Source organism: Pseudomonas moorei (assembly GCF_008801475.1).
In the GTDB taxonomy this organism is placed as follows: domain Bacteria; phylum Pseudomonadota; class Gammaproteobacteria; order Pseudomonadales; family Pseudomonadaceae; genus Aquipseudomonas; species Aquipseudomonas moorei.
The window spans coordinates 394,073-414,398 of sequence record NZ_VZPP01000003.1 but is presented as its reverse complement, the minus strand read 5'-3'; the positions used below and the strand labels follow the sequence as shown (position 1 = coordinate 414,398).

The window sequence follows — 20,326 nt, the reverse complement described above, 5'->3', positions numbered from 1 at the left end:
ACAGGGGTTTAAAGCAGATCTGATCCGTTGCAGGAGTCGGCTTGCTCGCGGTGGTTTGGGAGATTACGCGTAAAACTGGAAGCGTGGCGGCGCTCTCTGGTTTTTCGCGAGCAGGCTCGCTCCTATCAGAAGGGGTGAAAAAATTCGCGGACAAAAAAAGCCCCTGAATGCAGGGGCTTGTTTTTAATGCGGGTTGGCGACGATGAGCATTTGACCGGGTTTCAGCGCCTGGCCAACGCGCGGGTTCCAGCGCTTGAGGTGTTGCATTTCAACGTTGAATCGCTTGGCCACGATGTACAGCGAGTCGCCTTGCTGAACCTTGTATTGGGTTTGTGGCTTCCTGGTCTCGCTCTTGGTCCTGGCGTTGGCCGCGACCACGGTGTTGATGCGTCCGGAGCCGCGCTTGCCGGTGTCCTGAATGACCAGGGTCTGGCCAGGCTTGAGGTTCTTGCCACTGAGCTTGTTCCAGCGCTGCAGGTCCTTGATGTCGACGTTGTTGGCCTTGGCGATGGAGCCCAGGTTGTCGCCCCGCTTGACCCGGTAGTTGCGTTTGACACTCGCCACCCGGATGTCATCAGCGCCCTCGAAGACCGGTTTGCGCGGTTTCTTGCTGATCAGCTCTTCAGGACGCATGGTCTGCAGGCTGGTGGTCAGCAACTGCGCCTTGGAGGTCGGCACCAACAGATGCTGGGGGCCGTCGAGGGTGGTGCGCTGTTTGAACGCGGGGTTGAGCTGGAACAGTTCGTCTTCATCGATGTTGGCGACTTCTGCGACCTTGGACAGGTCCATGCGCTGGTTGATTTCGACGACCTGGAAGTAGGGTTCGTTGGCGATCGGGTTGAGGTTCACGCCATAGGCTTCTGGCGCCAGCACCACTTGCGAGAGGGCCAGCAGCTTCGGCACATACGCCTGGGTCTCGGCAGGCAGCGGCAGGTTCCAGTAGTCGGTGGGCAGGCCGAGCCTTTCATTGCGCTCGATGGCCCGGCTGACGGTGCCTTCGCCCGCGTTGTACGCGGCCAGGGCCAGCAGCCAGTCGCCGTTGAACATGTCGTGCAGGCGGGTCAGGTAATCCATTGCCGCAGTGGTCGAGGCAGTGATATCGCGACGACCATCATAGGAGCGGGTTTGACGCAGGTTGTAGTAACGCCCGGTGGACGGGATGAACTGCCAAAGACCCACCGCGTCGGCCCGGGAGTAGGCCATCGGGTTGTAGGCGCTTTCAATCACCGGCAACAGCGCCAGTTCCAGCGGCATGTTGCGCTCTTCGAGGCGTTCGATGATGTAGTGAATGTAAAGGCTGCCACGAGAGCCGGCGTTTTCGAGGAAGGATGGATTGCTGGCGAACCACAGACGCTGTTGCTCAATGCGCGGATTGACGCCCAGGCCTTCCTGCAGCTGGAAACCCTGGCGCATGCGTTCCCAGACGTCCTGCGCAGCCTGCGGGCTCGGCTTTTCACTGAGCCAGACAGGTTTTTGCTTGGCACGAGCGGCAATATTCGGAGTGTGTGCCGCATCGGTTTGCGGCACATGGCTTGAGCAGCCCGCCAATGTCGCGGACACAGCCACCGCTATGGCTTGAGCCAGGCGGGTCAATGCATCCGAATTGATGGCTTTGCGAATAGGTGACGACATTGGCTGGAAGTAAGTTCCGGGCAAAAATGTCGGGGGATTCTAGAAAGCGCACCCCCTGCGGTCAACCATTCAGAATTTGCGGAACCTCGGCGACTCTGTTCAGAACGTGTCTTTCCAGGCTCGCAAAACCGCAAAAACCATATCGGGCGCCGGGTTATGCGTGCCGGTCCGTTCGTCCGCTTTTTCTTTAACGGATGTTTCAGCGGTGCGCAAGAACGGGTTTGTGCGTTTTTCCAGGCCCACCGTGGACGGCAACGTAATGACGCCGGCTTCCCGTTGTCGGGTCACGGTGGCCAGGCGCTCGAGGGTGTCGGGATTGCCGGGCTCGACCGCCGCGGCGAAGCGCAGGTTGCTCAGCGTATATTCGTGGGTGCAGTACACCCGGGTGTCCTCGGGAAGGGCCGCGAGGCGTGACAGCGAGGTATACATTTGCAGGGGCGTGCCTTCGAACAGGCGGCCGCAACCGGCCGCGAACAGGGTGTCTCCGCAAAACAGCAGGCCGCGATGATAATAGGCAATATGCCCGAGGGTATGGCCAGGCACGGCGATGACATCGAATTCATGGCCCAGCACGCTGATACGGTCGTTATCCTTGAGGGCAATGTCCCGCGCCGGAATGTTTTCGCTGGCCGGACCGTAGACGGTGGCATCGGTGGTTTTTTTCAGCTGCTCGACGCCGCCGACATGGTCATGATGGTGGTGAGTGATCAGAATATCGCTCAACACCCATCGCGGATTGGCTGCAAGCCAGGCCTGCACGGGGGCGGCATCGCCAGGGTCGACCACTGCACAGCGCTGGGTATCGTGGTCCTGTAACAGCCAAATGTAGTTGTCGGTAAAGGCGGGCAGGGCAGTGATCTGTATCATCGTCGGATTCGCCAATTGGTAAGCAATGGCGCATCTTAGAGCTTCCTGGCGCGTTGGAGAATGCAATGACCGATAAAGCGTTCGCTCAGGCTGATCCTGACTGGCTGGCGTTGATCAGCGCGGCCCGTGAATGGCTGTCCGGCCCCATCGGGCAGTTTTTGCTGGATGAAGAACGACGCATGCTCGAAGAAGAGCTGGGTCGTTTTTTTGGTGGCTATCTGGTCCATTACGGCCCGTCGGCGCAGACGCCGCCGTCAGCGCCGCAGGTACAGCGCAATGTACGCCTGGGTGCACCGTTGCCGGGGGTTGAGATTGTCTGCGAAGAGCAGGCCTGGCCGTTGAGCGAGCATGCCGCCGATGTGGTGGTCATGCAGCATGGACTGGATTTCTGCCTGTCGCCCCATGGCTTGCTGCGCGAAGCGGCGAGCAGCGTACGCCCTGGCGGCCACCTGTTGATCATCGGGATCAATCCCTGGAGCACTTGGGGGCTGCGCCATTTGTTCGCTCACGATGCATTGCGCAAGGCTCGCTGCATTTCCCCCTCGCGTGTGACCGACTGGCTGAACCTGCTGGGCTTCGCGCTGGAGAAACGTCGTTTCGGGTGCTATCGTCCGCCGCTCGCGTCACCGGCCTGGCAGACCCGTCTGGCCGGTTGGGAGCGCATGGCCGGTCAATGGCAGTTGTCTGGCGGCGGCTTCTATTTATTGGTGGCGCGCAAGATAGTGGTGGGCCTGCGCCCATTGCGTCAGGAGCGTCGCGAACCGATGGGCAAGTTGATTCCTTTGCCCATGGCCAAGGTCAACCGTCGTCGTATCGAACCGTAATTCACCTTGTATTTCCTGGCCGGGGTTGCACCCGGTCTCGGGCTTTGTCGATCACTGATCGGCGAGCCACCGCATTTTCTGGATAGATTGGCATGAGCGATAGCGTAGAACTCTTCACCGACGGCGCCTGCAAAGGCAATCCTGGCCCTGGCGGCTGGGGCGCATTACTGGTGTGCAAGGGGGTCGAAAAGGAACTTTGGGGTGGCGAAACCAACACCACCAACAACCGCATGGAGCTGATGGGCGCGATCCGTGGCCTGGAAGAACTCAAGCGTCCCTGTGACGTGCTGCTGGTGACCGACTCCCAGTACGTGATGAAAGGCATCAACGAGTGGATGGCCAACTGGAAGAAACGCGGCTGGAAAACCGCTTCGAAAGAACCGGTCAAGAATGCCGACCTGTGGAAACTGCTCGACGAGCAGGTCAATCGTCACAACGTCACCTGGAAATGGGTGCGCGGACACATTGGCCATCACGGCAACGAGCGGGCCGACCAACTGGCCAACCGCGGCGTGGATGAAGTGCGCGGGTTCAAGCAGGCCTGATGACCGGGTCGTCGCCATCGCGAGCAGGCTCGCTCCCACAGGAAACTTACGAACCATGAAGATCCAGCGTGGAGCCTGCTCGCGATGGGGGCAACACGGCGTACCTGAAAGACCTTGGCGAGCGTGTTAACATCGCCGCTTTTGCACGATTGACCGATTGAGAGCTGAGCATCAGATGGCCACCAGATCCGTTGTACTCGACACCGAAACCACCGGCATGCCGGTGACCGACGGCCACCGGATTATCGAAATCGGTTGCGTCGAGTTGATCGGTCGGCGCCTGACCGGGCGGCATTTCCACGTCTATCTGCAACCGGATCGCGAAAGTGATGAAGGCGCCATCGGCGTCCACGGCATCACCAACGAATTTCTGGTGGGCAAGCCGCGTTTTGCCGAAGTGGCCGAAGAATTCTTCGAATTCATCAAGGGCGCGCAGCTGATCATCCATAACGCGGCGTTCGACGTTGGCTTCATCAACAACGAATTCGCACTGATGGGCCAGCACGACCGTGCGGACATCACGCAGCACTGCTCGATCCTCGACACCCTGCTCATGGCCCGGGAACGTCACCCTGGCCAGCGCAACAGCCTCGATGCCCTGTGCAAACGCTACGGCGTCGACAACTCCGGCCGTGAACTGCACGGCGCCTTGCTCGACTCCGAGATTCTTGCCGACGTTTACCTGACCATGACCGGCGGCCAGACCAGCCTGTCGCTGGCCGGCAATGCGTCCGATGGCAATGGTTCCGGCGAAGGTGCGGACAACTCCGCCACGGAAATCCGCCGTCTGCCCGCCGACCGTCAGCCGACCCGTATCATTCGCGCCAGCGAAGACGATCTGGCCCGGCATGTGGCACGCATGGAAGCCATCGCCAAGTCGGCCGGTGCGCCGGCGCTGTGGGTGCAGTTGGCCGAGGCGGAGGCGCAGGCCTAGGTCTTTTCCCTCTGTGGATGACCCGTTTTGGGGCGTCGCACTCGCTACATCTGCTGCAACCCTCTAACCTGAGGGTATTGGCAGGCTCTGGTCTGCCGCCTCAGGACACTGAGCCCCATGTATAAAGATTTGAAATTCCCGGTCTTGATCGTCCATCGCGACATCAAGGCCGACACCGTTGCCGGTGACCGCGTGCGGGGCATTGCCCGGGAGCTGGAGCAGGAAGGTTTCAGTATTGTCTCGGCCGTGGATTACACCGAGGGGCGTTTGGTGGCTTCGACGCATCACGGACTGTCGTGCATGTTGATCGCGGCGGAAGATGCCAGCGCTCATACGCATTTGTTACAGAATATGGCCGAGCTGATCGGGCTGGCGCGGGTGCGTGCGCCGGACCTGCCAATCTTCGCCCTGGGCGAGCAAGTCACCCTGGAAAACGCCCCGGCCGACGCCATGGCCGAGCTCAATCAGCTGCGCGGGATACTTTATCTGTTCGAAGACACCGTGCCCTTTCTCGCTCGCCAGGTGGCGCGGGCGGCGCGCAAATACCTCGATGGCTTGCTGCCGCCGTTTTTCAAGGCCCTGGTGCAGCACACCGCGGACTCCAATTATTCCTGGCACACCCCTGGGCATGGCGGTGGCGTGGCGTACCACAAAAGTCCGGTTGGGCAGGCATTTCACCAGTTCTTCGGGGAAAACACCCTGCGTTCGGATTTGTCGGTGTCGGTGCCGGAGCTCGGTTCGCTGCTGGATCACACCGGGCCGCTGGCCGAAGCAGAGGCCCGCGCGGCCCGTAACTTCGGTGCGGATCACACCTTCTTTGTGATCAACGGGACGTCGACTGCGAACAAGATCGTCTGGCACTCCATGGTCGCGCGCGATGACCTGGTGCTGGTCGATCGCAACTGTCACAAGTCGGTACTGCATTCGATCATCATGACGGGCGCGATCCCGCTGTACCTGTGCCCGGAGCGCAATGAGCTGGGAATCATCGGCCCGATTCCGCTGAGCGAATTCAGCCGCGAAGCGATCCAGGCGAAGATCGATGCCAGTCCATTGACCAAGGGCCGCGCGCCCAGGGTCAAGCTCGCGGTGGTCACCAATTCAACCTATGACGGCCTGTGCTACAACGCCGAGCTGATCAAGCAGCAATTGGGCACCAGCGTCGAGGTGCTGCATTTCGACGAGGCCTGGTACGCCTATGCGGCGTTTCACGAGTTTTTCGCCGGGCGCTACGGCATGGGCACCTCACGCAGTGAGGACGGCCCGCTGGTGTTCACCACCCATTCCACTCACAAGTTGCTGGCAGCGTTCAGCCAGGCCTCGATGATTCATGTGCAGGACGGTGGTGCGCGTCAACTCGATCGTGACCGTTTCAACGAAGCCTTCATGATGCACATCTCCACGTCGCCGCAGTACGGCATCATCGCTTCACTGGACGTTGCTTCGGCCATGATGGAGGGCCCGGCCGGGCGATCGCTGCTTCAGGAAATGTTCGATGAGGCCCTGAGTTTTCGCCGGGCGCTGGCCAACCTGCGCCAGCACATCGCCGCCGATGACTGGTGGTTTTTCATCTGGCAGCCGCCTTCGGTGGAAGGCATCGACCGGGTTGTCACACAAGACTGGCTGCTGCAACCGGAGGACGACTGGCACGGCTTTGGCGGCGTGACCGACGATTACGTGCTGCTCGATCCGATCAAGGTCACCCTGGTGATGCCGGGCCTGACCGCGGGCGGCGCCCTGAGCGAGCGAGGGATTCCGGCGGCCGTCGTCAGCAAGTTCCTGTGGGAGCGCGGGCTGGTGGTGGAGAAGACCGGTTTGTATTCGTTCCTGGTGCTGTTCTCCATGGGCATCACAAAGGGCAAGTGGAGCACGCTGCTCACCGAATTGCTGGAATTCAAGCGCAGTTACGACGCCAATGTCAGTCTGGCCCATTGCCTGCCGTGCGTGGCGCAGGAGAATGTCGCGCGTTATCAGGGCATGGGCTTGCGCGATCTGTGCGATCAATTGCACGCCTGTTATCGCAGCAATGCCACGGCCAGGCATCTCAAGCGCATGTACACCGTCCTGCCGGAAATCGCCATGAAGCCGGCAGACGCCTATGATCAATTGGTGCGCGGCGAAGTTGAAGCGGTGTCGATCGATGCTCTGGAAGGGCGTATCGCTGCCGTGATGTTGGTGCCATACCCGCCGGGGATTCCGTTGATCATGCCCGGCGAGCGTTTTACCGAGTCGACACGCTCGATCATCGACTACCTGAAGTTTGCTCGCACGTTCGACAGCAGCTTTCCCGGGTTTGTCGCCGATGTGCACGGCTTGCAACACGAAGATGAGGGCAATGGACGGCACTACACCGTCGATTGCATCAAGGAGTGAGGACCTTTCCCAGTATGCAACCGGTCATAAATCCGATTTACCCAGGGCTGTCGGTGCGCGTCGCCGATGAAGGTTTTGCCGCCTATATCTGGGGCAGCGATTTCAGTTTTGAAGTTGCCGCCTACGGCGCACCTGAAATAGGCAAGCCAGTGGAGCAATGGCACGTCACGCCGATCACCCCCTACCGCAAGTGCTATGGCATCGACCCCGAGGAGTTCAGCAGTTATCGCGACGCCGCCGACAGCGCAATTTTCATGGCCTATCTGGATGACGAGCCAGTGGGGCATCTGGTGGTCAGCACCAACTGGAACGGCTTTGCCCATATCGACGAATTGGCGGTGCATGCGCCTGCCCGGCGCCATGGCGTGGCCAAGGCGCTACTGGATGTGGCGCAGTTCTGGAGTCGCAAGAAGAAGCTGCCAGGCATCATGCTGGAAACCCAGAACAACAATCTGGGCGCTTGCCGCCTCTATGAACGCTGCGGCTATGTGGTAGGCGGCGTCGACCATCTGCGTTATCGGGGTATCGATCCCAACACTGCCGAGGTGGCGTTGTTCTGGTACCGCTTTTTCGATAATCCGCTGGAAAAACCGATCAGTTCGCCAACATCGCCGCGGCTTGTTCCGTGATGATCGCCAGCAAGGCCTGAACGGCGGGGGAAGGCTCGCCGTTTTTAAGGCTCAAGGCGTAGAGACTGACCGGCACCGCTGGCGCCAGCGGGCAGACATCGAGCCCGGCCGATTTGGCACCGAGGGCGGTGAAGGGGTCGACGATGGCCAGGCCTTCACCGGCCTCGACCATGCTGCGCATCATCTGGTGAGTCTGCACCCGTGTGTGGATCACCGGTGCCGGGCGCAGCCCATGCAGTTTGTTTTCCAGCGCCGGGCTGAGCGGGTCGTGACCTTCGAGGCCGACCATCGCCTGGCCCGCCAGGTCCTGCAAGGAAATGTACTTCTGCCGGGGTTGCAACCAGCCATGGGGCGCGAGCAGCTGCAGTTTGCCCTGGGCAATCACCTGGCATTCAATCTCGGGCCGATCCGGGTCATGCAAGCTCAATCCCAGATCGCTTTCGCGCAGCAGCAAGCTTTTGACGATCTCGCGGGTGGGTTGGCTGAGCAGGGTGCAGGGCGCATCGGGCAGGCGTCGACGCAGCGCGGCAATGCTTTGCGGCAGCAATTGCTGGGCCAGGGGCGGCGTGCAGATGATGCGTAAGGGAGGGGCCTGGTATTGCCTGAGGCTGCTGGCCAGGCGCTGCACCGGTTCGAGCGCATCGTAGACGCGGGCCATTTCGACTTGAAGCTCCCGTGCCTCACGGGTGGCTTGCAGACGCCCGCGTACGCTGGAGAACAACATGAAGCCCAACTGACCCTCGGCGTCGCGCAGAATGCGTTCGACTTCGGCCACCGGCAGCTGCAGCCATTCGGCGGCAGTGCCCAGGTGACCGGTCTGCAGGAGCGCCTGGATCACTTCGATATGGCGTAAGCGCATGCGTGAAGTCCATGTTCAGCAGGTGAGGGAGTCAGTGGCTGAATCCTAACCCATGTCTGCGCTTAAGACTTCTGCTCATGCCATCGAGTTATGAAACGCTGCTCGATACGGGCTCGCGGGTAATGGTGACGCCCGATTGCACCAGCAGGAATTCGTTTTCATCCAGCTTGTTCACGCGATCGCCAATTGCCAGCTTGTACGTGGTGACAGGCGCCGCGCTTGCCAGGCCGTCTGCCGGCGGGGTGGATTCCTGGAACTCATGTACGGAATAAATGCGGCCTTCCGCGTCTCTTGCATGGAACTGACCGACGAGTACTGCTGCCATCTGCTTAGAACCTCTGGAGATAAATCACTCAATTTGCGGCTCAGTAGACCGTCGCTGGGTGAAGTAAGTTTTCCTACAGGAAAAAAATAGTCAGGGACGGCGTTTCCGTTCGCCCACTGTTTGAATCGTCATCTATAACTACAAGCTCCTCCCATCGGACAGTCGAGAATCTTCCATGAGCAACGTCTTTAAGGTCGCAGTCCTGGTCGGCAGCCTGAGAAAGGATTCGATCAATCGCAAGATCGCGCTGGCCCTGGCCGATCTGGCACCGGCCAATCTCAAGCTGACTATTGTCGAAATCGGCGATCTGCCGCTGTACAACGAAGACATCGATGGCGCTTCACCGCCGGCAGCCTACAGCACTTTCCGACAACAGGTGAGCTCATCCGACGCAGTGCTCTTCGTCACTGCGGAATACAACCGCTCGGTGCCTGCCCCGATGAAAAACGCCATCGACGTGGGTTCGCGTCCATATGGCAAAAGTGTCTGGAGCGGCAAGCCCGGCGCGGTGATCAGTGCATCGCCTGGCGCGATCGGCGGATTTGGCGCCAACCATCACCTGCGGCAGTCCATGGTGTTCCTCAACGTGCCTATGATGCAGCAACCGGAAGCCTACCTGGGCGGTGCCGGTTCGGCGTTCGACGAGGCGGGCAAGCTGTCCGAATCGGTCAAGCCGTTCCTGCAGAGTTTCATCAATGCCTATGGGCAGTGGGTGGAGCAGCACAAGAAGGCCTGAGGTTGTTTGCATGCTGAGGGAGCTTGCCTGTGACAAAGGGCGGGCCCCCTCAATTCAGGTCGCACACGCAACACAGCATTGATCCTTTGGGCGCCATTGCCACGGACGGCGGCTCTACTTCAGAATCCCCGCCGGTCCGCTCCTTGCTCAAGGCTGTTTCGCATGCTCGCCGCTTCATTGATTTTTCTTCTGACGATTACCCTGGTTATCTGGCAGCCCAAAGGCCTCGGCGTCGGTTGGAGCGCGGTGCTGGGCGCCGTACTCGCGCTGATTTTCGGCGTGGTGCATCTGAGCGACATCCCGCAGGTGTGGCAGATCATCTGGAACGCCACCGGTACCTTTGTCGCGCTGATTATCATCAGCCTGTTGCTCGACGAAGCCGGGTTGTTTGCCTGGGCGGCGCTGCATGTGGCGCGATGGGGGCGGGGCAATGGACGAAAGTTGTTTGCCTATATGGTGCTGCTCGGCGCGCTGGTTTCGGCGTTGTTCGCCAATGACGGTGCGGCCCTGATACTGACGCCCATCGTGATTTCCATGTTGCTGGCGTTGCGCTTTTCGCCGACGGCCACCCTGGCATTTGTCATGGGCGCCGGTTTCATTGCCGACACCGCCAGCCTGCCATTGGTGGTGTCGAACCTGGTGAACATCGTTTCGGCGGACTTCTTCAAGATCGGTTTCAACCGCTACGCCGCGGTGATGATTCCGGTCAACCTGGTCAGCGTGGCCGCGACCCTGGCGGTGCTGATGTGGTTCTTCCGGCGCGACATTCCCCGGGATTACGACCCCGAACAACTGGAGCGCCCGGCTTCTGCGATCCATGACAAGGCGACGTTCTATGCCGGTTGGGCAGTGCTGGTGATTCTGTTGCTTGGTTGTTTTGCGCTGGAGCCGCTGGGCATTCCGATCAGTGCCATTTCGGCGGTGTGTGCGGCCTTGCTGCTGGCCATCGCGGCCCGCGGTCACAGGATTTCCACGCGCAAAGTCATGAAAGAAGCGCCGTGGCATATCGTGATTTTCTCGCTGGGCATGTACCTGGTGGTCTATGGCCTGCGCAACGCCGGGCTGACCGGTTATCTGGCGGTCTGGCTGGACGCCTTTGCCGGATATGGCGTCTGGGGCGCGGCCCTGGGCACGGGGGTGCTGACCGCGTTGTTGTCGTCGATCATGAATAACCTGCCGACGGTGCTGATCGGCCTGTTGTCCATTGATGCGAGTCAGGCAACGGAAGTGGTGAAGGAGGCAATGATCTACGCCAACGTCATCGGCAGCGACCTGGGCCCGAAAATCACCCCGATCGGCAGTCTGGCGACCCTATTGTGGTTGCATGTGCTGGAACGCAAGAACATCCAGATTGGCTGGGGGTACTACTTCAAGGTCGGGATTGTGTTGACGGTGCCGGTGTTGCTGGCAACCCTGGCGGCGCTGGCGGTACGGTTGTCCGTTTAAATCGCGATGGCCCTGGTCCGATCACTGCACATTTCAACCCTGGCCCGGCACATTCGGCCAAAGATCCGCCACCAGAAACAATCGTTCAGCTTCCTCCCACTCGCCCTGGTCGTTTTCCGTCAGCCGGACCAGCAGTTGCGCCGGCGCCAGCGGCTCCAGATCGCTTAACCACGCATCCAGTTGCTCGGCGCTCCATGTCTGCTCGGCAGGGTAGTGCGCTGGCGCCAGCCAGGCATGGCGGGGCAGGGGTTGCCAGCGGCCAGACGGACTCTGGGCCACGAACTCGGCCCAATCCTTTTGGTGCAGCCAGCGACCACGCAAGTGTTGCGGATGCGCCCCTCGGGGTGGCGCCGCTTGCCCCGGCCAGGGATAAAGCAAGTAACCGCCCAGCCATAAATGCGCGCTGAACTCGCGGATGCCCAGCGCCGCCAGCACTTCGCGGCTTTCCGGTCGCGCGGAAATCGGCAATTGATGCTGGCACAGGTGTGCCAATTTTCGATCCAACCGATCATGGCAACCGGGGCCGAGCCATTGCGCGGTATCGTGGCCGTTGCCGTTTTGCGGCCCCAGATACAGCTTGATCGCCAGCTCCAGGTGATGCACGCCGTCTCGATCACGCAGCAGCATGTCCAGTTCGCCGAGGGTGTGGCCTTCGCGGCGGATCGGCATGTTGGCGGCAATCAACTCGATACCTGGCGCGTGCTGCACGGCAAATTGCCAGAGGCGCTCGTAGTACAGGCCCAGTCGCCGGGTACGGGCCTGAGACAGCCAATGCAGCAAGCCATAACTGTCTCGATCCAGTTGTAGCAGCCAGTGTTGCAGGCGTTCCGGCGCCTGCACCCAGTCACTGCCGGCCAGCGGATGGCGCTGCGGCCACGGGGTGTCGCTGAGCATCGGCGGCGCCAGGATGACCCATGCCAGGTCGCGCACTTCGGGGTGGCGCAACTGGTGGGGTAACTGCAGCAAATCTGGAAATAGGATCATCTTGCGAGCATAGCCCGAAACCGGAAGCCGCCTTGAGGCTGAAAGGATTTTGTCTATCAGCGGCTTTCGCCCATAATCGTGCTTTTCGCCGTCGCTGCCCTTCCTTAGGAGCCCCATGGAGCAATTTCGCAATATCGGCATCATCGGTCGTCTGGGCAGTTCTCAGGTGCTCGATACCGTCCGCCGACTGAAACGGTTTCTGCTCGATCGTCACCTGCATGTGATCCTCGAAGACACCATCGCTGAAGTCTTGCCGGGCCATGGTCTGCAAACCTCCTCGCGCAAGATGCTCGGCGAAGTCTGCGACATGGTCATCGTGGTCGGGGGCGATGGCAGCCTGCTGGGCGCAGCCCGTGCGCTGGCCAGGCACAATATTCCGGTGCTCGGCATCAACCGCGGCAGCCTGGGCTTTCTGACCGACATCCGCCCCGATGAGCTGGAAGTCAAGGTCGCCGAAGTGCTCGACGGCCACTATCTGGTGGAAAACCGCTTCCTGCTGCAGGCCGAAGTCCGCCGTCACGCCGAGGCCATCGGTCAGGGCGATGCACTGAACGACGTGGTGCTGCACCCCGGCAAATCCACGCGGATGATTGAGTTCGAGCTGTACATCGACGGCCAGTTCGTCTGCAGCCAGAAAGCCGACGGCCTGATCGTCGCCACGCCGACGGGGTCGACCGCCTACGCGCTGTCTGCGGGCGGGCCGATCATGCACCCCAAGCTCGACGCTATTGTGATTGTGCCGATGTACCCCCATACCTTGTCGGGCAGGCCCATCGTGGTCGATGGCAACAGTGAGCTGAAAATCGTCGTGTCCAAGGATATGCAGATCTACCCGCAAGTCTCGTGTGACGGGCAGAACCACTTCACCTGTGCGCCGGGTGACACCATCACCGTCAGCAAAAAAGCCCAGAAACTGCGGCTGATTCACCCGCTCGACCACAACTACTATGAAGTCTGCCGGACCAAGCTCGGCTGGGGCAGCAAGTTGGGGGGTGGAGGCGACTGATGCTCGATCCCGCGCGTAGCTATGACCTGATCGGTGACGTGCACGGTTGCGCTCTGACCCTGGAGCACTTGCTCGACCGACTTGGTTATCACAAACAAGCTGGCGTCTGGCGTCATGCCTCGCGCATGGCGGTGTTCGTCGGTGACATCATCGACCGTGGCCCACGGATTCGCGAGGCGCTGCATATCGTCCACGACATGGTCGAGGCCGGTCAGGCGCTGTGCATCATGGGCAACCATGAGTTCAACGCGTTGGGCTGGAGTACGCCGGCATTGCCTGGCAGCGGCAAGCAGTTCGTACGCGAACACACCCCGCGCCATGCCCGGTTGCTTCAGGAAACCCTGACCCAGTTCGAGCATCATCCAGCGGACTGGCATGACTTCTTGCAATGGTTCTATGACATGCCGTTGTTCGTCGATGCCGGGCGCTTCCGGGTGGTGCATGCCTGTTGGGATGCGAGCTTGATCGAACCGTTGCGGGCATTGTTCCCCAATGGTTGCGTCGATGAACACTTCCTTCAGGCGTCTGCCATGCCCGGCAGCTTCGCCTGTACCGTGTTTGACCGATTGCTGCGCGGCACCGACATGCGCCTGCCCCATGGCCTGACCATGACCAGCGGCGATGGCCTGACACGCTCGTTCTTCCGGACCAAATTCTGGGAAGACGATCCGCAAACCTACGGAGACATCGTGTTCCAGCCTGACGCCTTGCCCGAACCGGTGGCCCGCACGCCGCTGTCGTCAACCGAGAAAAACAACCTGCTGCGCTACGGCATCGACGAACCGTTGCTGTTCGTCGGCCATTACTGGCGTAGCGGCAAACCCGCCCCGATTCGTCCGAATCTGGCGTGCCTGGATTACAGCGCCGTGCTCTACGGCAAACTCGTTGCCTATCGACTTGACCAGGAAAGTCGTCTCGATCCGCATAAATTCGTCTGGGTCGATGTTGAGCGGCCGGAGGTGCTGCAATGACGACAGTCGCCGTATTGCGCTTGCCCCTGGCGGTGGATTTGAGCGGGTTCGTCAAACTGCTGCAACGCATGCAGGTGCCCCATCGGGTCAGTGAGGAGGCGGGCGAGCAAGTGCTGTGGGTGCCGGCGAACATCAGTGAAGACGTCCGGGTGCTGTACGAACGCTATCCGGCGGGCGACCCCGATGAGCAACTGGATATCCCGGTGGCGAGGACGGTTCGCCGGCCGAGCTTGCGCTCGCAGCTTCGCCATGCAAAAGGCACAGCGTTGGTGCTGTTGCTCAGCCTGATCGTCGGTATCGTGACTTGGCTGGGCGATAACCTAGACACCATGCGCTGGCTGACTTTCCTCGATTATCACGTCGTCGGTGAGTACATCCACTTTGTGCCATTGGCCGACAGCCTCGCGGCTGGGCAATGGTGGCGACTGGTGACGCCGATGCTGATCCACTTCGGCATCCTGCACTTGGCCATGAACGGCATGTGGTACTGGGAGCTGGGACGGCGCATCGAATCGCGTCAGGGCACTGTCAATTTGATAGGCCTGACCCTGCTGTTCAGTCTTGCCTCCAACTATGCCCAGTTTGTTTTCAGCGGCCCCACACTGTTTGGCGGGTTGTCCGGCGTGTTGTACGGACTGCTCGGGCATTGCTGGATTTTCCAGATATTGTCGCCGAACGCCGCCTATCGTTTGCCCCGCGGGGTGCTGGTGATGATGCTGGTGTGGCTGCTGCTGTGTCTGTCCGGGCTGGTCTCGATGATCGGCTTCGGTGAAATCGCCAACGCGGCCCATGTCAGCGGGCTGCTCGTCGGATGCTTGACCGGTTTGTTGGGTGGTTTGTACAACCGCCGTAAACTGGCCGCCTGAAACAGTTATGTAAATAGAGAGCGCGGAGACCCAATGTCCTCTTTTAACGAAATGATCAAAAACATCACCCCGGACATCTACCAGAGCCTGAAACTGGCGGTGGAAATCGGTAAATGGTCCGATGGTGGCAAGCTCACCGCCGAGCAGCGCGAGCTGTCTTTGCAAGCGATGATCGCCTGGGAAATCAAAAACCTGCCTGAAGAAGAGCGTACCGGCTACATGGGGCCGCAGGAATGCAGCTCCAAATCGATTCAAGTGCCCAATATCCTGTTCAAGTCGGATGCCATCCATTGATCGAGATTGGCCGCGGTGCAATCAGTAAAATGTCGGCGCGCCTGGACGGGCCGAACGTGCAATACGCCTTTCGCCTGGGCGACGCCGAGGTACCGGTCAACCCCTTGATCGGCACCAAGGTTCGCCTGGAATACCTGGGGTCGATCCACTGCACCCATTGCGGACGCAAGACCAAAACCAGTTTCAGCCAGGGCTACTGCTACCCCTGCATGAGCAAACTGGCCCAGTGCGACGTGTGCATCATGAGCCCGGAGCGCTGCCATTACGACGCCGGCACTTGCCGCGAGCCGGAGTGGGGCGAGCAGTTCTGCATGACCGATCACATCGTGTACCTGTCGAACTCGTCCGGGGTGAAAGTCGGGATCACCCGCGCCACCCAGTTGCCGACCCGCTGGATCGACCAGGGCGCCAGCCAGGCCTTGCCGATCATGCGTGTGTCGACCCGCCAGCAATCGGGCTTTGTCGAGGATCTGTTCCGCAGTCAGGTCGCGGACAAGACCAATTGGCGCGCCTTGCTCAAGGGGGATGCGGCGCCCGTGGACCTGGCGCAGGTTCGCGATCAGTTGTTCGACAGCTGCGCCGAAGGCCTGCAAGGGTTGCAGCAGCGTTTCGGCCTCCAGGCGATTCAGACCGTCGCCGATGTCGAACCACTCGAAATCCGCTACCCGGTCGAGCAATACCCGGCCAAGATCGTCAGCTTCAACCTGGACAAGCAGCCGATTGCCGAAGGCACGCTGATGGGGGTCAAGGGCCAGTACCTGATCTTCGACACCGGCGTGATCAACATTCGTAAATACACGGCTTATCAGCTGGCCGTGCATCAGTAAGGACTCCAGCATGCGCACCGAACAACCGAAGATGATCTACCTCAAGGACTATCAGGCACCCGAGTACCTGATCGACGAAACGCACCTGACCTTCGAGTTGTTCGAGGACCACAGCCTGGTCCATGCGCAACTGGTGATGCGCCGCAATCCCGAGCGCGGTCCGGGCCTGCCGCCGCTGGTGCTGGACGGCCAGCAACTGGAACTGCTGTCGGTGACGCTGGCTGATCGCGAACTGGGCATCGCGGATTACCAGTTGACCGAGAATCACCTGACCCTGCACCCGACCAGCACCACCTTCACGGTCGACACCAGCGTCAGGATCCACCCGGAAACCAACACCGCGCTGGAAGGCCTGTACAAATCCGGCACGATGTTCTGCACCCAGTGCGAGGCCGAAGGCTTCCGCAAGATCACCTATTACCTCGACCGTCCGGACGTGATGAGCACGTTCACCACCACCGTGGTCGCCGAGCAGCACAGCTATCCGGTGCTGCTGTCCAACGGCAACCCGATTGCCTCGGGGCCTGGCGAAGATGGCCGGCACTGGGCGACCTGGGAGGACCCGTTCAAGAAGCCGGCGTACCTGTTCGCGCTGGTGGCCGGTGATCTGTGGTGTGTCGAGGACAGCTTCACCACCATGACCGGGCGCTCCGTGGCGCTGCGCATCTATGTCGAGCCGGAAAACATCGACAAGTGCCAGCACGCCATGAACAGCCTGAAAAAGTCCATGCGCTGGGACGAAGAGGTCTACGGTCGCGAATACGACCTGGACATCTTCATGATCGTTGCCGTGAACGACTTCAACATGGGCGCGATGGAGAACAAGGGCCTCAACATCTTCAACTCCAGCGCCGTGCTGGCCCGGGCCGAAACCGCCACCGATGCCGCGCACCAGCGGGTCGAGGCGATCGTTGCCCACGAGTACTTCCACAACTGGTCGGGCAACCGCGTGACCTGCCGCGACTGGTTCCAGTTGTCGCTCAAGGAAGGCTTCACGGTTTTCCGCGATTCGCATTTCTCTGCCGACATGAACTCGGCCACGGTCAAGCGCATCCAGGACGTGGCGTACCTGCGCACTCACCAATTCGCCGAAGACGCCGGCCCCATGGCCCACGCGGTGCGTCCGGACAGCTTCATCGAAATTTCCAACTTCTACACCCTGACCGTGTACGAAAAGGGTTCGGAAGTGGTCGGCATGATCCACACCTTGCTCGGCGCCGAAGGGTTCCGTAAAGGCAGCGACCTGTACTTCGAGCGCCACGACGGCCAGGCCGTGACCTGCGACGACTTCATCAAGGCCATGGAAGACGCCAATGGCGTTGACCTGACCCAGTTCAAGCGCTGGTACAGCCAGGCAGGCACGCCACGCCTGGCGGTGAGCGAGTCCTACGACGCGGCGGCCAGGACCTACAGCCTGACCTTCCGCCAGAGCTGCCCGGAAACGCCGGACAAGGTTCAGAAACTGCCGTTCGTGATCCCGGTCGAGCTGGGCCTGCTGGACAGCCAGGGCAACGAAATCGCCTTGCGCCTTCACGGCGAAGCCAGCGCCCAGGGCACTACCCGGGTGCTTTCCGTGACCGAAGCCGAGCAGACCTTCACCTTCGTCGACATCGCCGAACAACCGCTGCCGTCGCTGCTGCGAGGCTTCTCGGCGCCGGTAAAACTGAGCTTCCCGTACAACCGCGACCAACTGATGTTCCTGATGCAGCACGACAGCGACGGGTTCAATCGTTGGGATGCTGGCCAGCAATTGTCGGTGCAAGTGCTGCAGGAACTGATTGCCCAGCAGCAAAAGGGTGAAGCGCTGGTGCTCGATCAGCGTCTGGTTTCGGCCTTGCGCACCGTGCTGTCCGACGATTCGCTGGATCAAGCGATGGTCGCGGAAATGCTCTCGCTGCCAAGCGAAGCCTATCTGACCGAAATCAGCGAAGTGGCCGACGTCGAGGCCATTCACATCGCCCGCGAGTTTGCCCGCAAGCAACTGGCCGAAGCGTTGTTCGACGGCCTGTGGACGCGCTATCAGGCCAACCGCGATCTGTCGAAGCAGACCCCGTACGTGGCCGAGGCCGAGCATTTTGCCCGCCGAGCGCTGCAGAACATTGCGCTGTCGTACCTGATGCTCAGCGGCAAGCCTGAAGTCCTGGCGGCGACACTGGAGCAGTTCGACACCTGCGACAACATGACCGAGCGCTTGACCGCACTCGCGGTGCTGGTCAATTCGCCGTTCGAAGAGCAGAAGGCCAAGGCGTTGAGCAGTTTCGCCGAGCACTTCAAGGACAACCCGCTGGTCATGGACCAGTGGTTCAGTGTCCAGGCGGGCAGCGTGTTGCCAGGTGGCCTGGAGCGGGTCAAGGCGTTGATGCAGCATCCGGCGTTCAACATCAAGAACCCGAACAAGGTGCGGGCACTGGTAGGCGCATTCGCCGGGCAGAACCTGATCAACTTCCATGCGGCCGACGGTTCCGGGTATCGCTTCCTGGCAGACCTGGTGATCGAGTTGAACAGCTTCAACCCGCAGATCGCTTCCCGCCAACTGGCACCGCTGACCCGCTGGCGCAAGTACGACAGCGCCCGCCAGGCCTTGATGAAAGGCGAGCTGGAGCGCATTCGTGCTTCCGGCCAGCTGTCCAGCGATGTGTTTGAAGTGGTCAGCAAAAGCCTGGCTTGATGCCTTTTGCGCGCAGTGCCAGTCACTGCGCGGTGCCTAAACCTCGAGCAAGCTCGCTTCTACAGGGTTCTGTCTGATCCTGGCAGGAGCCAGCCTGCTGGCGATGGTCGTCAACGATAACGCGTGTGATCTGGATAAACGCGGCGCACTTGAGTCCATCGTGAGCCGGCTCGCTCCTACAGGTATGGCGTTACATCCTCCTGAGCCAGCTCGCGATGATCTCGACCCAGACACCATCATCCTTCCTGATACCCCCTCATTCACCCGCGCCCGTTATCCCTTCAGTTAACAAAACATAACGTGCCGTCGATTGTCAGCCCTTCAAAAACACCGATAGGATAAGCCAGCTTCCGAAGGGGCTCTGGATTGCGGGTTTCAGGACTATGCTCCGAAACAGTCAATCACGGCGAGCACCCTGTCGGCGCCCTGAAAGGTTGAACGACCTAACAATAATAATGGGGGAAGGTCTATGAGTGAGCCTGTCATGGGTGTGGGTATCTGCCGCCCGCCGGCAATACGCAAATTCGCGTTGCTGGCCACAGCGCTCTCGCTGTTCGGCTGTGCCATGGTGTCGGCGCCAGTGCTGGCCGCTGACGCGCCGGCATCCGACGTTGTTTATTCCGTTGAATCGGCCAAGGCCAGCAAAAGCCTGATACTCGATGTCGTGCACGCAGGCTCGCGCCTGGTGGCGGTCGGGGATCGCGGTCACATTCTCTATTCCGACGACAAAGGCGCGACCTGGGTTCAGGCCAAGGTGCCCACCCGGCAACTGCTGACGTCGGTGTTCTTTGTCGATAACAAGCATGGCTGGGCCGTCGGTCATGACGCGCAGATCCTCGCCAGCGAGGACGGTGGCGTCACCTGGACCAAGCAATTCGAAGATCTGAAACGCGAATCGCCGCTGCTCGATGTCTGGTTCAAGGACGTCAACAGCGGCTTTGCCGTGGGCGCCTACGGGTCGTTGATGGAAACCACCGACGGCGGCAAGCACTGGGAAGATGCCAGCGATCGCCTGGACAACGAAGACCAGTACCACCTCAACGCCATCGCGGCGGTCAAGGATGCCGGGCTGTTCATCGTTGGCGAGCAGGGCAGCATGTTCCGCTCCGCCGATTGGGGCCAGACCTGGGAAAAACTCCAAGGTCCTTACCAGGGGTCGCTGTTCGGTGTGATCGGCACCGCACAGGCCAATACGCTGCTGGCTTACGGGCTGCGCGGCAATCTCTATCGCTCCACCGATTTCGGCAGCACCTGGCAGCAAATCGAACTCAAGGCCGAACGCGGTGACCTGGAATTCGGTCTGTCCGGTGGCACGCTGCTGGAAGACGGTTCGATCGTGATCGTCGGCAACGGCGGTTCGGTGATCAGCAGCAGCGACAACGGCGAGACTTTCAGCGTATTCAATCGTCGGGATCGCATTTCCCTCTCGTCGGTCACTGCCGCCGGGAATGGCAATCTGATTCTGACCGGACAGGGCGGCGTTCACGCCACTTCGCCAAACGGCGCCGAGCTGGGCAAATGAGCCGGGTTAATAATAAGA

General features: G+C 60.6%; 19 protein-coding genes. 14 read left to right on the top strand and 5 right to left on the bottom strand.

Going from position 1 to position 20,326, the window contains the following annotated elements; all coding sequences use genetic code 11:
* Positions 1 to 183: 183 nt before the first annotated feature.
* On the bottom strand, positions 184 to 1,632 hold the full coding sequence (locus F7R06_RS07245; protein WP_090320822.1) for a transglycosylase SLT domain-containing protein: 1,449 nt from the start codon (positions 1,630 to 1,632) through the stop codon (positions 184 to 186).
* 99 nt (positions 1,633 to 1,731) lie between these two features.
* On the bottom strand, positions 1,732 to 2,499 hold the full coding sequence (gloB, locus tag F7R06_RS07240; protein WP_090320825.1) for a hydroxyacylglutathione hydrolase: 768 nt from the start codon (positions 2,497 to 2,499) through the stop codon (positions 1,732 to 1,734).
* Positions 2,500 to 2,564: 65 nt separating this feature from the next.
* Here gloB and F7R06_RS07235 point away from each other — a divergent pair, with 65 nt between their 5' ends.
* The 5 genes from F7R06_RS07235 (at position 2,565) to F7R06_RS07215 (ending at position 7,804) form a co-directional block, all read left to right on the top strand.
* Positions 2,565 to 3,323 carry a class I SAM-dependent methyltransferase gene (locus tag F7R06_RS07235; RefSeq protein WP_090320827.1) on the top strand — a complete coding sequence of 253 codons (759 nt, stop codon included), beginning with the start codon at positions 2,565 to 2,567 and terminating at the stop codon, positions 3,321 to 3,323.
* A 92-nt stretch (positions 3,324 to 3,415) separates the two neighbouring features.
* Positions 3,416 to 3,868, top strand: coding sequence for a ribonuclease HI (rnhA, locus tag F7R06_RS07230; RefSeq protein WP_090320830.1), 453 nt, complete (start codon positions 3,416 to 3,418; stop codon positions 3,866 to 3,868).
* Positions 3,869 to 4,043: 175 nt separating this feature from the next.
* Positions 4,044 to 4,802, top strand: a complete 759-nt coding sequence (dnaQ, locus tag F7R06_RS07225; RefSeq protein ID WP_090320833.1) for a DNA polymerase III subunit epsilon — start codon at positions 4,044 to 4,046, stop codon at positions 4,800 to 4,802.
* A gap of 117 nt (positions 4,803 to 4,919) precedes the next feature.
* The gene (locus F7R06_RS07220) at positions 4,920 to 7,175 is read left to right on the top strand and encodes an Orn/Lys/Arg family decarboxylase (RefSeq protein WP_090320836.1); all 2,256 of its coding nucleotides are present in this window, start codon (positions 4,920 to 4,922) and stop codon (positions 7,173 to 7,175) included.
* A gap of 14 nt (positions 7,176 to 7,189) precedes the next feature.
* Complete coding sequence (locus F7R06_RS07215; RefSeq protein WP_090320839.1) at positions 7,190 to 7,804, top strand: GNAT family N-acetyltransferase; 615 nt, start codon at positions 7,190 to 7,192, stop codon at positions 7,802 to 7,804.
* Here the strand turns inward: F7R06_RS07215 and F7R06_RS07210 are convergent.
* Together F7R06_RS07210 and F7R06_RS07205 are read right to left on the bottom strand one after the other, a co-directional pair.
* Positions 7,770 to 8,663 (bottom strand): LysR substrate-binding domain-containing protein, encoded by an 894-nt coding sequence (locus F7R06_RS07210; protein WP_090320842.1) that lies wholly within the window; start codon positions 8,661 to 8,663, stop codon positions 7,770 to 7,772. The two genes, F7R06_RS07215 and F7R06_RS07210, sit on opposite strands and share 35 nt — an antisense overlap.
* Positions 8,664 to 8,751: 88 nt before the next feature.
* A complete protein-coding gene (locus F7R06_RS07205; protein WP_090320845.1) occupies positions 8,752 to 8,988 on the bottom strand; it encodes a hypothetical protein in 237 nt (78 codons plus the stop codon).
* A gap of 175 nt (positions 8,989 to 9,163) precedes the next feature.
* On the opposite strand from F7R06_RS07205, the gene F7R06_RS07200 reads away from it, so the two are divergent.
* The gene (locus F7R06_RS07200; protein ID WP_090320848.1) at positions 9,164 to 9,724 is read left to right on the top strand and encodes an NADPH-dependent FMN reductase; all 561 of its coding nucleotides are present in this window, start codon (positions 9,164 to 9,166) and stop codon (positions 9,722 to 9,724) included.
* Positions 9,725 to 9,886: 162 nt separating this feature from the next.
* Positions 9,887 to 11,170 (top strand): arsenic transporter, encoded by a 1,284-nt coding sequence (locus F7R06_RS07195; RefSeq protein ID WP_090320851.1) that lies wholly within the window; start codon positions 9,887 to 9,889, stop codon positions 11,168 to 11,170.
* Between the two features lie 33 nt (positions 11,171 to 11,203).
* On the opposite strand, the gene F7R06_RS07190 is transcribed toward F7R06_RS07195, so the two are convergent.
* Positions 11,204 to 12,154 carry a DUF1853 family protein gene (locus F7R06_RS07190; protein ID WP_090320856.1) on the bottom strand — a complete coding sequence of 317 codons (951 nt, stop codon included), beginning with the start codon at positions 12,152 to 12,154 and terminating at the stop codon, positions 11,204 to 11,206.
* A 115-nt stretch (positions 12,155 to 12,269) separates the two neighbouring features.
* On the opposite strand from F7R06_RS07190, the gene F7R06_RS07185 reads away from it, so the two are divergent.
* The 7 genes from F7R06_RS07185 to F7R06_RS07150 all read left to right on the top strand — a co-directional run bounded on the left by F7R06_RS07185 (position 12,270) and on the right by F7R06_RS07150 (position 20,308).
* Positions 12,270 to 13,160: an NAD(+) kinase gene (locus F7R06_RS07185; RefSeq protein ID WP_007988608.1), complete on the top strand. Its 891-nt coding sequence runs from the start codon at positions 12,270 to 12,272 to the stop codon at positions 13,158 to 13,160.
* Complete coding sequence (locus tag F7R06_RS07180; RefSeq protein WP_390959975.1) at positions 13,157 to 14,131, top strand: metallophosphoesterase; 975 nt, start codon at positions 13,157 to 13,159, stop codon at positions 14,129 to 14,131. The genes F7R06_RS07185 and F7R06_RS07180 overlap by 4 nt, the downstream gene beginning before the upstream one ends.
* The gene (locus F7R06_RS07175; RefSeq protein ID WP_090320862.1) at positions 14,128 to 14,997 is read left to right on the top strand and encodes a rhomboid family intramembrane serine protease; all 870 of its coding nucleotides are present in this window, start codon (positions 14,128 to 14,130) and stop codon (positions 14,995 to 14,997) included. Before F7R06_RS07180 ends, F7R06_RS07175 begins: the two co-directional genes overlap by 4 nt.
* A gap of 33 nt (positions 14,998 to 15,030) precedes the next feature.
* A complete protein-coding gene (locus tag F7R06_RS07170; RefSeq protein WP_020799300.1) occupies positions 15,031 to 15,291 on the top strand; it encodes a YeaC family protein in 261 nt (86 codons plus the stop codon).
* Positions 15,288 to 16,118, top strand: coding sequence for a DUF2797 domain-containing protein (locus F7R06_RS07165; RefSeq protein WP_090320866.1), 831 nt, complete (start codon positions 15,288 to 15,290; stop codon positions 16,116 to 16,118). The genes F7R06_RS07170 and F7R06_RS07165 overlap by 4 nt, the downstream gene beginning before the upstream one ends.
* A gap of 10 nt (positions 16,119 to 16,128) precedes the next feature.
* On the top strand, positions 16,129 to 18,786 hold the full coding sequence (pepN, locus tag F7R06_RS07160; protein ID WP_090320870.1) for an aminopeptidase N: 2,658 nt from the start codon (positions 16,129 to 16,131) through the stop codon (positions 18,784 to 18,786).
* 469 nt (positions 18,787 to 19,255) lie between these two features.
* Complete coding sequence (locus F7R06_RS07150; protein ID WP_090320877.1) at positions 19,256 to 20,308, top strand: WD40/YVTN/BNR-like repeat-containing protein; 1,053 nt, start codon at positions 19,256 to 19,258, stop codon at positions 20,306 to 20,308.
* Positions 20,309 to 20,326: the final 18 nt, after the last annotated feature.